At 54.2% G+C, this 15,473-nt stretch carries 12 protein-coding genes; 2 read left to right on the top strand and 10 right to left on the bottom strand.

Annotated features, from left to right (window positions below; all coding sequences use genetic code 11):
• Window positions 1–25: 25 nt before the first annotated feature.
• Genes neuC through HNEAP_RS03180 form a run of 3 tightly spaced genes read right to left on the bottom strand, consistent with a single transcriptional unit; the run spans window position 26 to window position 3,355 of the window.
• The gene (gene neuC, locus HNEAP_RS03190; RefSeq protein WP_012823519.1) at window positions 26–1,204 is read right to left on the bottom strand and encodes a UDP-N-acetylglucosamine 2-epimerase; all 1,179 of its coding nucleotides are present in this window, start codon (window positions 1,202–1,204) and stop codon (window positions 26–28) included.
• Window positions 1,204–2,358, bottom strand: coding sequence for a LegC family aminotransferase (locus HNEAP_RS03185; protein WP_012823518.1), 1,155 nt, complete (start codon window positions 2,356–2,358; stop codon window positions 1,204–1,206). Before HNEAP_RS03185 ends, neuC begins: the two co-directional genes overlap by 1 nt.
• Window positions 2,351–3,355: an NAD-dependent 4,6-dehydratase LegB gene (locus tag HNEAP_RS03180; RefSeq protein ID WP_012823517.1), complete on the bottom strand. Its 1,005-nt coding sequence runs from the start codon at window positions 3,353–3,355 to the stop codon at window positions 2,351–2,353. Before HNEAP_RS03180 ends, HNEAP_RS03185 begins: the two co-directional genes overlap by 8 nt.
• A gap of 287 nt (window positions 3,356–3,642) precedes the next feature.
• Between HNEAP_RS03180 and HNEAP_RS03175 the strand changes: the two genes are divergently transcribed.
• Window positions 3,643–6,258: a 6-hydroxymethylpterin diphosphokinase MptE-like protein gene (locus tag HNEAP_RS03175; protein WP_012823516.1), complete on the top strand. Its 2,616-nt coding sequence runs from the start codon at window positions 3,643–3,645 to the stop codon at window positions 6,256–6,258.
• 87 nt (window positions 6,259–6,345) lie between these two features.
• On the opposite strand, the gene HNEAP_RS03170 is transcribed toward HNEAP_RS03175, so the two are convergent.
• The 5 genes from HNEAP_RS03170 to HNEAP_RS03150 all read right to left on the bottom strand — a co-directional run bounded on the left by HNEAP_RS03170 (window position 6,346) and on the right by HNEAP_RS03150 (window position 10,094).
• Window positions 6,346–6,711, bottom strand: a complete 366-nt coding sequence (locus tag HNEAP_RS03170; protein ID WP_012823515.1) for a hypothetical protein — start codon at window positions 6,709–6,711, stop codon at window positions 6,346–6,348.
• 23 nt (window positions 6,712–6,734) lie between these two features.
• On the bottom strand, window positions 6,735–7,157 hold the full coding sequence (fliS, locus tag HNEAP_RS03165; protein WP_012823514.1) for a flagellar export chaperone FliS: 423 nt from the start codon (window positions 7,155–7,157) through the stop codon (window positions 6,735–6,737).
• Between the two features lie 109 nt (window positions 7,158–7,266).
• Window positions 7,267–8,673, bottom strand: a complete 1,407-nt coding sequence (fliD, locus tag HNEAP_RS03160; RefSeq protein WP_012823513.1) for a flagellar filament capping protein FliD — start codon at window positions 8,671–8,673, stop codon at window positions 7,267–7,269.
• 46 nt (window positions 8,674–8,719) lie between these two features.
• A complete protein-coding gene (locus HNEAP_RS03155; RefSeq protein WP_012823512.1) occupies window positions 8,720–9,127 on the bottom strand; it encodes a flagellar protein FlaG in 408 nt (135 codons plus the stop codon).
• A gap of 103 nt (window positions 9,128–9,230) precedes the next feature.
• On the bottom strand, window positions 9,231–10,094 hold the full coding sequence (locus tag HNEAP_RS03150) for a flagellin N-terminal helical domain-containing protein (RefSeq protein WP_012823511.1): 864 nt from the start codon (window positions 10,092–10,094) through the stop codon (window positions 9,231–9,233).
• Window positions 10,095–10,438: 344 nt separating this feature from the next.
• Between HNEAP_RS03150 and glgP the strand changes: the two genes are divergently transcribed.
• On the top strand, window positions 10,439–13,015 hold the full coding sequence (gene glgP / locus HNEAP_RS03145) for an alpha-glucan family phosphorylase (protein ID WP_012823510.1): 2,577 nt from the start codon (window positions 10,439–10,441) through the stop codon (window positions 13,013–13,015).
• Window positions 13,016–13,135: 120 nt separating this feature from the next.
• On the opposite strand, the gene groL is transcribed toward glgP, so the two are convergent.
• Complete coding sequence (gene groL / locus HNEAP_RS03140; protein WP_012823509.1) at window positions 13,136–14,770, bottom strand: chaperonin GroEL; 1,635 nt, start codon at window positions 14,768–14,770, stop codon at window positions 13,136–13,138.
• A 51-nt stretch (window positions 14,771–14,821) separates the two neighbouring features.
• Window positions 14,822–15,112 (bottom strand): co-chaperone GroES, encoded by a 291-nt coding sequence (locus HNEAP_RS03135; protein ID WP_012823508.1) that lies wholly within the window; start codon window positions 15,110–15,112, stop codon window positions 14,822–14,824.
• Window positions 15,113–15,473 lie beyond the last annotated feature (361 nt).

Raw genomic sequence — 15,473 nt, 5'->3', positions numbered from 1 at the left:
TTCTTCCCTGCTCATGAACGTAAATTTACGACACCCGACTGGCCGAATCGGGCAGATCGAAGAACGGTTTTCGCCCCAGTTCCACGAGGTTAACCGACCGCAATACAGCCAACATCCGGCCCGATGCATCGCCCGCGCCGTAGGGGTTTTCCATCGTCGGCAACAGTGACTGGAATGCCGGTTCCAGGGCCCGCGAAATCGCGTGTTCAATCGAAAGACATTCAGGTGCGCAATCGATGACGCTTCGGGCACGCAGCCGGCCCTTCTGGCGATCGCCGATATTCACCGTGGCCGCCCCGAACGTCGGGGCCTCGATAATGCCACTGGACGAGTTGCCGATCACGACCTGCACCTGGCGCATCAGCGAAAGATAGCGCAACTGCCCCAGCGATGCATAAAGGCGGCAACGGTCGGGATGCCTCGCCACATAAGCCTCAAGCTCGGGGATGATGGCCCGCCCGCCGGGATCGGCATTGGGCAGCGTGAACACGATGTGGGCCGTGGGGAGGGCATCCAGTGCCGCCAACATCTGCCGACATTGGCTGACAGCGTCCTCGATATCGAGCGTGGCCGGATGAAAGGTGACCAGGAAATTCAGCGCGCCCAGGCGAAAGTCGAGGGCCGCTTCCAGATCCTCGCGATTCAATAACGGCGTGCGGCGGAGATGATCCAGGCCGGGCGCGCCGACGTTGAACACGCGATCCGGCTGTTCGCCCATCTGGATCACGCGCTCCCGATAGGTTTCTGCCGCCGTGAAATGCACCGCAGACAGCTTTGTAATGGCGTGACGGAAACCTTCATCCAGAGCACCTTCCGTCACCTCTCCGCCATGAATATGGGCAATCGGGATGCGTAAGGTGAACGCCGCACTGGCCGCCGCCAGCATTTCAAACCGGTCGCCCAGAATCACGACCATATCGGGCGCCAAACGCGACAGCGCGTCCGCGAACCCGATCATCCCAACGCCCATCGCACGGGCGACCGCCTGCGGACTGTCGGACGACAACTGCAAATCAACACGAGCGGCGACCGGAAACCCATCCCGTTCAATCACATCGACGGTGTGGCCGAATTCCGTCATCAGGTGCATGCCGGTCACAATCAATTGCAACTCAATGTCTTCTGCATGATGCAGGTCGTGAATCAACCAGTACAGCAGACCGTAGTCGGCTCGCGTACCGGTGATGACCGCGATTCTGCGCATCACGAGCGACCGTTGGCCAGGGCAGAACTGGGGATGTTCACCAGCGTACCCGCCAAGGCTTCCGTGACCGGCAATGGGTCGCGCAGCCCCGAAGCATATATCGGCAAACGGTGCATCGGCGTCCACAGGGGCCGGGTCATCACACCAGCGGCATTTGTGGCGGCAAGAAAGGCATCGCGCGTTTCCCGATCGGACATGCGCACTGCATTGAGCCAGTAGTTGCTTCGCGCGCCCTGAGGTTCACTCACGAATGTCCAACCGTTGGCCTCGCACCATTGCGCATATCGGGACGCCACTTCACGCTTGCTAGCGAGTAAGCCGGGCAGCCGAGACATTTGTGCGACGCCGAACGCCGCATTCAGGTTCGGCAGGCGGTAGTTGTATCCCACCTCATCATGCTCGAACGCCCAGGGGTGAGGTTTTTTCGCCGTTGTCGACAGATGTTTCGCCCGCACGGCCAACTGCTCGTCATCGGTCACGATCATGCCGCCGCCGCCCGTGGTGATGACCTTGTTGCCATTAAAGCTGAACACACCCATTCGCCCGAAAGTGCCGGTGTGCGCATTGCCAACATAGCTGCCGAGCGACTCCGCTGCGTCCTCGACCAGCGTCAACGACCATTCGTCACAGATGGTCGTTATGGCTTTGATATCCGTCGGATGCCCGAGGGTATGCATCGGCACGCAAGCGCGAATTCGTCGCCCCGTCGCCCGTTCGAAAGTGCCCTCCATCCGACATTCCGCATGACGTTCGAGCCAGCTTCGAAGTGCACTGGGTGACAAACCGAGCGTGTGTTCGTCCACATCGATAAACAGAGGGTCGGCACCGCAGTAGTGGATGGCGTTGCAGGTGGCGATAAAGCTCAGCGACTGGGTGATGACCAGATCGCCCGGCTGCACGCCCGCAACCAGAAGTGCGATGTGCAATGCCGCCGTTCCATTGACCGTAGCCACGGCGTATTTAGCGCCCGAAAACTCGGCAACATCGCGTTCGAATTCGGTAACAAACGCACCGACACTGGAGACGAAGGTCGAATCGATCGCCGCAGCGACGGCTTCTTTCTCAGGAGTACCCATGACGGGCACATGCAGCGGGATCGGGGCCGATGGCTCCTCGTACAGTGCCCGGACAAACTGGATGAATTCATCACACATTGTAGATATCGGTCTTGTAGCGGCGCAGGTTGTCCGGATTCGTGAACCAATCGATCGTGCGCGCAAGCCCTTGCCGGATATCGACCTCGGGTTTGAACCCGGTCAATGAGTGAATCTTGCTGTTGTCGCACCACAGACGGAACACTTCAGAATTGGCGGGCCGAACGCGCTGATCGTCGTGAACCACTTCGATATCGCTGCCCATCAATTCTCGGATCAGGTGCAAGGTGTCGCCGATCGAAATCTCGAAATTCGAGCCGATATTGACCACCTCGCCGACCGTCGCGTCACTCTCGGCAAGAGCGATAAACCCACGGCAGGTGTCTTCGACATAATTGAAATCACGCGTCGGCGATAAATCGCCCAACTCGATCCGCTGTTTGCCGGAAGCGATCTGGCTGATGATGGTCGGAATCACTGCACGGGCAGACTGGCGCGGCCCGTAGGTATTGAATGGCCGGGCGACTGTGAGCGGCAAGCTGAAACTGTTCTGGAAACTCTGGGCGATCGCATCGGCACCGATTTTGGATGCGCTATAAGGCGACTGCGGTTGAAGCGGATGCTTTTCGTCGATCGGCACATACCGCGCCGTGCCATATACCTCGCTGGTCGAGGTGTGGATAACCCGCTTCACACCCGCATCCAGGGCCGCTTGGCAGACATTCAACGTGCCGCGCACGTTAGTATCCACATAACTATCCGGGGCGATATACGAATAGGGAATGGCGATCAGTGCCGCCAGATGAAATACGACATCGACATCCTTCATCATGTGTCGGCAGAAATGGGCGTCGCGAATATCACCGGCAACGACCTCGATGGCGTCCTTGTACGCCACATCTTCCAGCCAACCCCAATGGTTGAAGCTGTTGTATTGAGCCAGCGCCCGCACGGTGTAACCGCGGGAAACCAGCATCTCGACGAGATGAGAGCCGATAAATCCATCTGCCCCCGTAACAAGAGCACGTGGTGATTCCAAAAGATCCGGTTCAGACATGAAACAATCCATCAGTTAAAAGGGCGATTACAGGGCGCCTGATCCTGTTCGTAATCCAGGCCCATCATTAAAGAATTCGGCTTCGAACACAACCAACCGAACACCAATATAGCGCCACCGAAAACCGGGCGCACTTTCTAAACAAATATCGAACCAACTCGACGAGAATGGCCACAGAACTTGATTCATCCGGGCTGTCCGCACACAGTGCACAATACAGGCTATGTCGCTGACTCCGCTATGATAGCCTTTCAACGATTTTTGCCCGCCACCTAAAAGCGTTAACCATGACTGAAACGACCCTGATGCCCGACGCCTCCGAATTTTCGCCGACAGGATGGGATTCCGATACCCAGCGTCCAGAACTTGTCCAGACGATCTCGGGCGACTGGATTTTTCCGACACTCAACGGCCTTCATTTCAGCGCGCAACCCAACCAACCAGCGAGTGCCGGAACCAGCCTCGCACAACAGGTATTGAGTGCGCACTTCAAAAATCGGCTGCACGCGCAAGATCGGTTATACGTCATCATCGGCAGCGATTCGGGACAGCTCATACGATTCGTCAAAGAAAAGACGCCATTACCCCGAGGCTCGCGCTGGATTTTCATTGAACCCACTGCCTTGGCCGAAGCGCTTCGGCAAACACCTGCCATCGCCAGTCTGCTTGACGATTACGTCCATCTCATCACCCCGGATGAATGGACTCAAACCGCCGAACTACTCCTGCTGAACGACTACTTCCGTATCAATGGCGTTGCCTTCGACCGTTCGCTGGCCGCACTCGACCACCCCACTGCAGATTATCTGGAACTGGTCGATCAATTCGATGCCGAGCTGACCCGTCGGCGTTACGTGACTACCGCCAACCTGGGCACGGCACCATTTTTGACCGCCCAACTTGCCAATACCCCCAGCTTTTTTGCCAATCTCGTTCCGTTGAAAGGCATATTCAAGGGAAAAAAGGCGCTGATTCTCGCTGGCGGCCCTTCACTGGACGATCAGATCGAATGGATCAAAACCCACCGATCCCAACTCTTTCTCATCGCGGTTTCACGCATCAGCGCGCGCCTGCTTTCAGCAGGAATCAACCCCGACATGATCGCCACAGTTGACCCCTACCCCGTCAGCCTGACCGTGAGCCGCCAGATGTTCGACTTTGGGCCGGAAACTATTCTGATTGCAGGAAATCATGCCTATCCCGGCATCGTGAATCGTTGGCCACATCGGATGCTGCACACTGACCTACTGCTACCATGGGACGAGCCACCACTCGCTCCCGATCTCCAGGCCGATGAGCAAGCGAAACCAATCAATCCCACCGGTAATCTCGTCTCCGTCGGCCCGACCGTCACCCATACCTGCGTGATGCTCGCGACCTACCTGGGGTTCACGCAAATCGCCTTTGCCGGACTTGATCTGTGTCATGCACCCAATGGCCAGACCCACGCTCAAGGTAGCAGCGAGGCGGCGGCAGGGCCATTGCTCGATTACACAGCGGTCAAGGTCACCACCAATACAGGGCAAACGGCCTGGACGACGCCCGACTACTTCGCCGGCATTGAAACGCTGGAAGGCATGGCCGAGCACTTGGCGCCACTGGGTGTAACATTGATCAACCCCTCGCCGGACGCCGCCGCCATCAAGGGTGTCGTTTTTAAACCCCTTGAGCAGATCGACTGGTCAGAAGAACCCTTTGATCGAAAACCGCTGGATAAAGCCATCACAACTTCCTCGCAGGCAGTTGTCGAACATCTGAACCGTGTCCAGACTGCCATCAACACCATGGTCGAAGACGTGCGCAAGATCGAGCATCTGGCACAACTGGCTCTGGAGTCGAATCGGGCCTTCTTCAACATGATCAACCCGAACCGACAGGTCCTTCATAAGCGGCGAATGCGCGCCATTGATCGCTTGATGCGATCACAGTTGCCTCAGGCGGAGCATCTGGTCAAAACCATGGCCCATCGCGAACTTGTTGCTACCGACCTGCCAAACGATTTTTTTGCTCTGGACGCCCAGCAGGCAGAAGCACTGGCCAACCTGTTTTATGCACATATTCAACAAGCAGCGCAAAAACTGCTACCCATCTTCAAGAACATAATTTTTCGACTTGAAACCCGCTTACTCGAACAGAATCGACAGCAGAACCCTGAGACAATTCTTGAACGTTACGTGGAAGCCGGTGAACCCGAACGTGTGCTGTGGTTGGCAGCCAACTGGAATCTACCGCCGGAAATCACCGCAAAAACGGCTGAAGTTTTCGACCAGCAACTCAAAGCACTTCTGACTGCCGATCAAAAGCGCAATGAGGAAAGAAGATCCCCCAAAGCCAGCCTACGTTTGGCAGAAATGCACTTCTCTCAGCACAACAAAAAGGCGCTGAATTCATTGGTGCACGCGCTGACCAACCACCCGGACGTCCAACAAGCACAGCCATATGCCGCCTATTTGACAGGCCTACTGTCAGAGCTGAATCATGAACTGCCTGAAGCCATGACAGCTTATGAACAAGTCCTCAACCATGCCGATTCCGAACGAGACTCACTCCTACTGGATCACTGTCTGACTCGGGTATCTGCCGTCAGTCTGGAACTAGGCGACCCGGTACAGGCCAACCAAGCCTTGGATACAGCAGCACTCATCAACCCCAGTCATTGGCGTTTGAGCGGTCAACTGGCCGCGTTACGCGGCGACTATGGTCATGCCGTTGAAGCCTACTCTCATTATTTGGCACGTTTCCCTGGGGATACGCACACCATTCGTCAACTCGCGATGATATTTAACACCCTCGATATAGAAGAGGGTTTCCAGCAATGCCTCGCGCTGATCACATATTGCAATCCATCGGAACAATCGGGGCTAAAAGAAGAATTATTGGCGCTCAGAGAAGAAGCACCTTAAGGAATTTTAGTGTGCGATAACAGAGGATCCATGATTGGATCGCAGAAGACGAAACCGCCCAATGATCCAATTTAAACGTGCAGGAGACTAGAAGCTGGCCCCTTGTGTGCTCATATAAGCCCTGACGGCCCGAGTCTGCTGGGCCTGTTGCTGAAGTGAGTCAGCCAGGCTTTTGTATTTATCCTTCATCTCGATCTTGATGCGGGCAAACCGCTGCTCCCACTCGTCCCGCATGGCCAGAACCATGGGGTGTTCGGCGTAGTCGGCGGCCATCGCCATATCCACTGTGAGCTCAATCATGCGCCGGGCTTCGGCAATAGAGTTCAACGCGGTTTCGTCATGAGCACCCGTTCGATCCGCCAACCAAAGCACAGCTTCGGCGTCCACTTCGGAACCCAGCCGCTGAAGCAAGGACAAACGGTCGACTAGAACACTAGGCAGGGGCGCAGCCATAACGTGGATACGTAGCTGCCCGTTCAGGCGGTGGCGGCCATTTTCACCGCTTGCCCCGTGGCGACTTGCGGTTCGATTGCATCCCAAGCTTCCTTGATTTGGCGAATCAACATATCCACTTCCTCAAAGCCCGAGATATCACGGCGAGCACTGGCGTCCAGCAACCGGCGCTCGCAGTAGTCATACAACTCAAACAGGCGCTCGGCCAGTTCCGGGCTGGCATCATTACTCAACCCGCCCTTCAGGCCGACCAGAATATCCATCGCCAACTGCACATTGCGAGCCTTTGCTTCATAGTCCATGGTCTGGGTGGCCACCTTGGCCTTTGCCACGTGAGTCAGGAACCCCTCAAACAGCATGGCAACCAAACGGTGTGGCGAAGCCTGTTCGACCTCAGCAACAAGATCGATTTGGCGATAATTTTGGGCGTAAGCTTTGGCGTACATGATATTCGAACTCCAATAAGACATGGGCTACACGCACACGATGTAACATATTTCTATGTGTGCGCGGCTACGGAGGTTATCGACCAACAATCGAAAATCTTGAGCCCGTTCAGTTCAGTTTCGACAGAAAACTCATCGATTGATTCATCTGAGCAACATAAGAATCCATCGCGGTGAATTGTGCCATCAACGATGTCTGATACTGATTCAAGCGAGCTTGTAGATCAGCCTGCTGCGTCGTGATTGTTTTCAATTGGCTATTGATGCTTGCCGTGCGGGAATCAAAGACGCCGTTATATTGCAAATAAGGATTGAGCACGCTGTCTACTTTGGCACTCACACCATTCGTTGGGTCGGTCAGCAACGTCTTGACCACATTAGGATCAGCGGCAAGAGCTTGATTCAACTTGGTGGTATCCAGCGACATCACTCCATTCTTGTCCACTTGAATGCCGATATCCGCCAGGTTTTGAATGGTAGTGCTGCCCGTTGTGTAATTCTGCCCCATCAGTGAACGCAAGGCATTGTTGACCCCAGTGGCTGTCACATCGCCCAACAACGCCCCAGCCTGATTAGCGGTCTGATCATAAGAGGTCAGACTGGCATTGGTTGACTGATATTTGTTGTAATTGGTCACCAACGTCTGTAACGCGGTGGTGATGGGGCTGTTGTCCGTCCCCACCGTCACCGCCACGCTGGTACCCACTTGAGCCTGCGTGAGATTCAAAGTCAAACCGGTAACGGCCGTACTCACACTATTGGATGCACTGGTTACCTGCATACCATCGATTTTAATGATGGAATCTTGAGCCGCACTAATTTGCGTCAGGTTGTTGGATGCAAGAGCAGATAATCCGACGGCATCCGTGTTATTGCCATCAGAATCCACTGCGGTAACCGTGAAGCCATTACTCGTGCCCGTATTCAGCGCGGTCATCACCAACTTAGAAACTGTTCCGCCACTGCCATTATCCACATTGATGATTGACGCCTGCACACCCGTGTTGCCAGTGGCAGCATTGATGTTATCCCGAATATTCGTGAGGGTATCGGTGGCCGCAACACTGACAGAGAATGAGCCACTACCGACAGTAAAGTTAAGTGTCCCGGATCCCACAGTACTCGTTGCCGAAGCATAACCAGCCGAAGCCATCTTCTGTGCTGTGGCCAATTGATCCACTTCAACCTGATAAGTCCCTAGCGCCGTTCCGGGAATAGCAGAAGCACTCAAAATACTGCTATTGGAAACTGTCGCCGTCCGTGTCCGGAAAGTATCCAGATTTTGAAATGCGTCAACCGCCGTCTGGATACTCGACAAACTACTCTTAAGCTGACCGAGTGCCGACAAAGTCGTATTGAAGGCTGTTTGCCGATTCGTGAGAATTTGCTGCTGGGGTGCTCCCTCAGCATTCACCAATTGTGTGACGATGCCCTGAATATCCAAACCCGAACCCAGTCCGGAAAAGGAAATTCCACTTGGGGAGGTCGAACTCGTGGTAGATACCGTAGTAGACATGTCTAACTCCTCCGCCCCTATATATCGGGACTGGATTTTATATTTGCTACGTCTTTTCCGACAGCAGCAGGCCGGTTGATGATTTTGACTCAAAAGCCAACATATCTTCACGCATTTTCATAATAGCCTCAGACGGAATCTGCTTGATCACCTTCTGAGTAGTGGGATCCACCACCTTAATGACGACCTGATCAAGTTTTTCATCCACCGAAAACTGAACCGATGTCGGCGAACCCTGTTGACGCTTGATTAAACCCTCAAGCACCTGATTCACTTCTTCCTTTGTCGGTTTCCGGCTATTCGCAGATCCCGCCGAGGCATTCGCCTGAAGCCTCGGATCGGCGGGCAGAGTAACCACACTGGTCGGGGTGGAAGCCTGTGAAAACGACGAAGCATCCTGTCCCGCGACCGCAGGATGGATGCTTGAACTGACGATGTTATTTATGGCACTCATGATGCTCAGCCCTCAACCCGGAAGACGTCCCGTCGGACGCCTTCCAAGCTTTCTTAGGTTTACATGATCATCCCTGATCACCCATTGTTAGTCCACCAGTGGATTAACGGAGCAGGCTCAGCACAGCTTGTGGTGCCTGATTTGCTTGGGTCAACATGGCGTTACCTGCTTGTTGCAGAATCTGAGCCTTAGACAGGTTAGAAGTTTCTGCAGCAAAGTTGGTATCCAGAATTCGTGAACGCGCTTGTGACTGGTTGACCACAAAGGTGTTCAGGTTATCGATGGTGATCTGGAACCGGTTTTGTACCGCACCCAGCTTGGCGCGGGTGGTGTCGATCGAGGTGATCGCCTTATCGATGAGGCTAATGCCACTCATGATTTTGGTGAAGGTCGCTTTACTACCGATAGACACAGTATTCGCCAGAGCGGACTTGATCCCGCCACTTGCTGTACCGCGGGCAGACTGGTTGTTAATCGAGAATGCGATCTGGTTTGTAGCGCCGGTGTTGGCACCAACTTGGAACTTGGCATTGGCAGAACCACTCAGGCCACCCTGCAATACATTTTTACCGTTGAACTGGGTGTTACCAATGATTCGGCCCAACTCGCTCTGAAGTTGAACGAACTCGGTTTGCAGGTTTTGACGATCAGAGGTGCTATTGGTGGCGTTGGCAGACTGAACAGCCAGATCACGCATCCGCTGCAGAGTAGAGGTCAAAGCACCCATTGCACCTTCAGCGGTTTGCGCCAGCGAAATACCGTCGTTAGCATTTCGCGCAGCCACATTGGAACCGTTGATTTGTGTGGTCATACGGTCGCTGATAGCCAAACCCGCCGCATCGTCCTTGGCGCTGTTGATACGCAAACCGGTAGACAAACGCTGCATTGCAGTCTGCATGGCATTGCCATTGGCGCGCAATGCGTTTTGAGTTTGCAGGGAAAGAATGTTGGTGTTGATTACATTCATGATCTCGATCCTCTCGTGGGTTTTTGCTTGGCAACATGCCAATGAACTCGATCTGTAGTTGCTGTATCGGCGGCCTTTGAAAAAACTTTAGAACTTTTTTAAAAAATTTTTTCGACCCTTGATTTACCGGTTTCCCATGCCATCAATTCGTCCGCAAACTGCTTATCGGCAACGGGATGAAAAACTTGAGCCCCGATCCACAATCCAGGTCAGAAGTCATAGTGACTAGAAATAGTTCGCGTGGACATGACAGCTTCAAATGAAAACGGTATAACCGTATTAGCCAACCTTGATACGAAGGCATTGTTCTCGAAACCATCACCGAGCAAGGGGTATGCAAGTCCATGACCGCTCAGATTTATGCCTTAGAAATTACCCCTCGCCTGCCAGCACGTATCAAGCGTCTGGATGATCTAGCCAATAACCTTTATTACAGCTGGACGCGATCCATCCGGCACCTATTCAGCCAGATCGACCCGGTTTGCTGGCAGCAGACCGATGACAATCCGAAACTGTTTCTGAAAAGGGTATCTCAGGCAAAAATGGATGCCGCGATTACTGATCCGGTATTTCTGGCCGATTATGACGACGCGTGTCGACATTTCGATGACTACCTTGCTCAGCCCATGCCTGAGTCAATAGCAAAGCGCATCCAGCCGAATGACTTGATCGCGTACTTTTGTGCGGAGTATGGTTTTCATGAATCACTCCCCATTTATTCCGGCGGGCTGGGGATTCTGGCGGGGGATCACTGTAAGGCCGCATCTGATATCGGCATCCCGTTCGTAGCAGTTGGCTTGTTGTACCGACAGGGTTATTTCAAGCAGACCATCGATGCCCAAGGCAACCAGATAGCCACCTATCAGGACATCGATTTCACCACGTTGCCCATCGCACCGGCCACCGACCCCAAAGGCAACGCGGTAACCATCCGCCTGGACTTTCCTGGCCGTGTTATCGAAGTCAAGGTCTGGCTTGCCATGATCGGGCGCATCCGTTTGTTCCTGCTGGATACGGACTTGCCCGGCAACTCGACTGATGACCGACAAATCACCTACCGGCTGTACGGCGGTGATCGACGTACACGTATCGAGCAGGAAATCGTGCTGGGCATTGGCGGCGTTCGTGCACTGCGCGCACTCGGGTTGGCCCCCACGGCTTGGCATATTAATGAAGGTCATGCTGCATTCCAGATTCTGGAGCGCCTGCGCGAACATGTGTCATCGGGTGAAACCGAAACCGTTGCGTTGGAAATGGTTGCCTCAACCACGGTGTTCACCACGCATACGCCCGTACCGGCAGGGCACGATGTATTTACCGACGTGTTGATGGCGGAATATTTCAGTTCATTCTGGCCACAAATCAAGCTCGATCAGGAATCGTTTCTCGCTCTGGGGCGAGAACCCGAAGGCTCCGGTTTCAACATGACCGCGCTGGCGCTGCGTGGCTCGCGTCAACACAACGGGGTTTCCGCCATTCATGGTCGGGTTGCGGCGGAGATGAGCCGTGATTTCTGGCCTGAGGTACCGGCCAACGAAAACCCGATCACCCACGTCACCAACGGGGTGCATGTCGATACCTTCCTGGCTCGGGAGTTTTCACAGTTATTCAGCAGTTTGCATCGGGATTGGCGCTGGAATTTACGTGAAAAAAGCTACTGGAATTTTATCGACGACATCCCTGAAGACCGATTCTGGTCGGTGCGTTGTGCGCTCAAGGCCGAACTGATCCGGGAAATCCGTCTGCGCCTCTCACGTCAACTCTCGCAAGACGGCCTGAGCGACATCCGAACAGAACGCACCTTGCGCTATCTGGATCGTCCGGAGTCCGATGTTCTGCTCGTCGGTTTTGCGCGTCGATTCGCCACCTATAAACGAGCGAATCTGATCTTCCGCGACCGTGAACGACTCGCGAAACTGCTGTCTGATGAAAATCGTCCGATTGTGTTCGTCTTCGCGGGCAAGGCCCATCCAGCCGACGAACCGGGCAAGGGCTTGATCCGGGAAATCTGGCAAATGGCCAACGAACCTGAATTCCAGGGGCGTATTTTGCTGCTTGAAGGCTACGACATGGCACTGGCACGCAAGCTGGTTACCGGCTGCGATGTATGGCTGAACAATCCGGAATACCCGCTTGAAGCATCGGGCACCTCGGGCCAGAAAGCTGGTTTGAACGGCGTATTGAATCTATCTGTGGCCGATGGCTGGTGGGGCGAGGGTTACCAAAAGCAAGGTCAAATAGCCAATGGCTGGTCCATCAAACCGTACAACCGCAGCTTCAACCACGACTATTGCGACACGGAAGAAGCCAGCGATTTACTGACGCTGCTGGAAAGCGACGTCAAGCCGCTGTTTTATCAACGCGACCAGAACGGCCTGCCAAATGGATGGATTAAATACGCCAAGATGGCCATCCGCACGATCCTGCCGCAATTCAACTCCGCCCGCATGGTTTGTGATTATCTGACTCAGCATTACCTGCCTGCATCAGTCTACGGGCGTCGCTTGAGACAAAACAACGGCGCCGAAGCGCTCTCTCTCGAAGACTTCAAGCGCCGCGTTCTTGCCGCATGGCCGGGCGTGACGGGCATTTTGATTTCTGACGTTCCGGCACAAATTCACAGCGGCGACACGCTCACACTGAACGTTGCCGTCACACTCAATGGTTTGAATCCAGAGGATATTGCAGTCGAGTGCCTGTTCGGACAGGATACGCCAAGCGGAGACTGGGCCACCGTTGAGCGTTTCAGTACAACCGTTACCGCAACGACTACAGAACACGACGCCTCAGACGGGACACAGGTATACAGTTTCACCCTGAATATCCAGCTCGCCGGTTTACAAAAATTCAGATTCCGGATTGTCCCTAATCACAGTGCTCAACTCCATCCCTACGAGTTGGGCTTGATGAAGTGGATCTAAGTCACATCCGGTTTTGCCGTATGGATAAGAAGTTGGCATAAAAAACGCCCCGCACATTATTAGCGTGCGGGGCGTTTTGTCTTTTCGGGCGATCTCCGGGCAATCCGGAGATCAGGGGCATTACATCATGCCGCCCATACCGCCCATGTCGCCACCTGGTGCGGCTGGCGCGTCAGCCTTCGGCAGTTCGGCAATCATGCATTCAGTGGTGATCATCAGACCGGCTACGGATGCCGCGTTCTGCAATGCGGAACGGGTAACCTTGGTGGGATCCAGAATACCCATTTCGATCATGTCACCAAACGTACCGTTGGACGCGTCGTAACCGAAGTTACCTGAACCCGAACGAACTTGGTTTACGACAACCGAAGGTTCTTCACCACAGTTGAACACGATCTGGCGCAGTGGATCTTCCATCGCACGCATAGCGATCGCGATACCGGTGTTCTGATCGGTGTTGGCACCGGTCATGCCGCGAATGGCTTCGAGGGCACGAATCAAGGCAACCCCACCACCGGGAACCACGCCTTCTTCAACCGCAGCACGAGTAGCGTGCAGTGCATCGTCCACGCGATCTTTCTTCTCTTTCATTTCAACTTCAGTCGCTGCACCCACTTTGATGACAGCCACGCCGCCAGCCAGCTTGGCGATACGCTCTTGGAGTTTTTCCTTGTCGTAATCGGAAGTGGTGGTTTCCATTTGCGCACGGATTTGGGTTACGCGACCATCGATATCCGCCTTGTCGCCCGCACCGCCAATGATGGTGGTGTTTTCTTTGCTGACCACGATGCGCTTGGCACGGCCCAAGTCATCCAGCGTGATCTTCTCAAGGTTCAGGCCGACTTCATCGGAAATTACCTGGCCACCGGTCAGAATCGCGAGATCTTGCAGCATGGCTTTACGACGATCGCCGAAGCCCGGTGCCTTAACCGCAGCCACTTTAACGATGCCGCGCATGGAGTTGATGACCAGAGTCGCCAACGCTTCGCCTTCGATGTCTTCGGCAACGATCAGCAAAGGCTTGCCCGCTTTGGCAGCGCCTTCAAGTGCTGGCAGCAGTTCACGGATATTGGTGATTTTCTTGTCGTGCAACAGGATGAACGGATCTTCGAGTTCAGCAGACATGGTTTTCTGGTTGTTGACGAAGTACGGAGAGAGGTAACCGCGATCGAACTGCATCCCTTCAACCACGTCCAGCTCGTTCTCGAAACCTGAGCCTTCTTCTACGGTGATCACGCCGTCTTTGCCCACTTTGGCCATGGCTTCGGCAATGATCTTGCCGATGCTTTCATCAGCGTTGGCAGAGATGGTGGCTACTTGGGCGATTTCTTTGTTGTCCGAGCAAGGACGGGACAGTTTCTTCAACTCTTCGACCGCAGCAATAACGGCTTTGTCGATACCGCGCTTCAAGTCCATCGGATTCATGCCCGCAGCAACGGCTTTAACGCCTTCGCGCACAATCGCGGCAGCCAGCACAGTCGCTGTCGTAGTGCCATCACCGGCGATATCAGCGGTTTGTGAGGTCACTTCTTTGACCATCTGCGCGCCCATGTTCTCGAATTTGTCTTCGAGCTCGATCTCACGCGCAACGGTGACACCATCTTTGGTGACGTGCGGGGCACCGAAACTCTTCTCGATGACCACATTACGGCCTTTTGGGCCCAAGGTGACCTTGACGGCATCAGCCAATACATTCACGCCGCGCAACATGCGGTCGCGAGCAGAACTGGAAAAACGAACTTCTTTAGCAGCCATGTGAGATTGCTCCTTATTTAGTTAGGTATTAGGTTTGCGATAAAGCGAAAATTAGCCTTCGATGACAGCGAGCAGATCGTCTTCGCCCATCATCAACAGTTCCTCGCCATCCACCTTGACCTTGGTGCCGGCATATTGATTGAACAGGACTTGGTCGCCTGTCTTGACGCCCATAGGACGAACTTCGCCTTTGTCGTTGCTCTTACCGGGACCTGCGGCAACGACTTCACCACGATTCGGCTTCTCAGCGGCGGAATCGGGCAGAACGATACCAAACGCCGTTTTGCGCTCTTCTTCCACGCGCTTGATCAAGACGCGGTCATGTAGGGGACGAATTTTCATTGAGATCACTCCGTATCAAGTTCAAGTCAAAAATTTGCGCATCCGTCGATCAAGACCAATGCGCGCCAGTAACGAGTGCTCAACATGGGGGTGCTGTTTTGAATTTCAAGAGTGAAATTTCATTCGGGTACAAAAAGCGGGCTGTTTCAATAAAACTTCAAGGGAAGCGCTGATTTATTCAGTGCTTCCCGTTTGGGGCAGGACGCCCCAACACGAACAAAGACGGTCAGTCTTTGATTCGTGAGCGCCATCGCGGGCGGGTACCGCGATGAGCGCGCTGATTTATTCCAAGGATGGAATAAATCAGCATTTACCAAGATATACTGATGAAAAGCTCAGTTTTACTCGGTTCTTATCCTTA

The organism is Halothiobacillus neapolitanus c2 (assembly GCF_000024765.1).
GTDB classification, from domain to species: Bacteria; Pseudomonadota; Gammaproteobacteria; order Halothiobacillales; family Halothiobacillaceae; genus Halothiobacillus; species Halothiobacillus neapolitanus.
The sequence above is the reverse complement of the archived record's forward strand: the minus strand, read 5'-3'. Positions and strand labels throughout refer to the sequence as shown.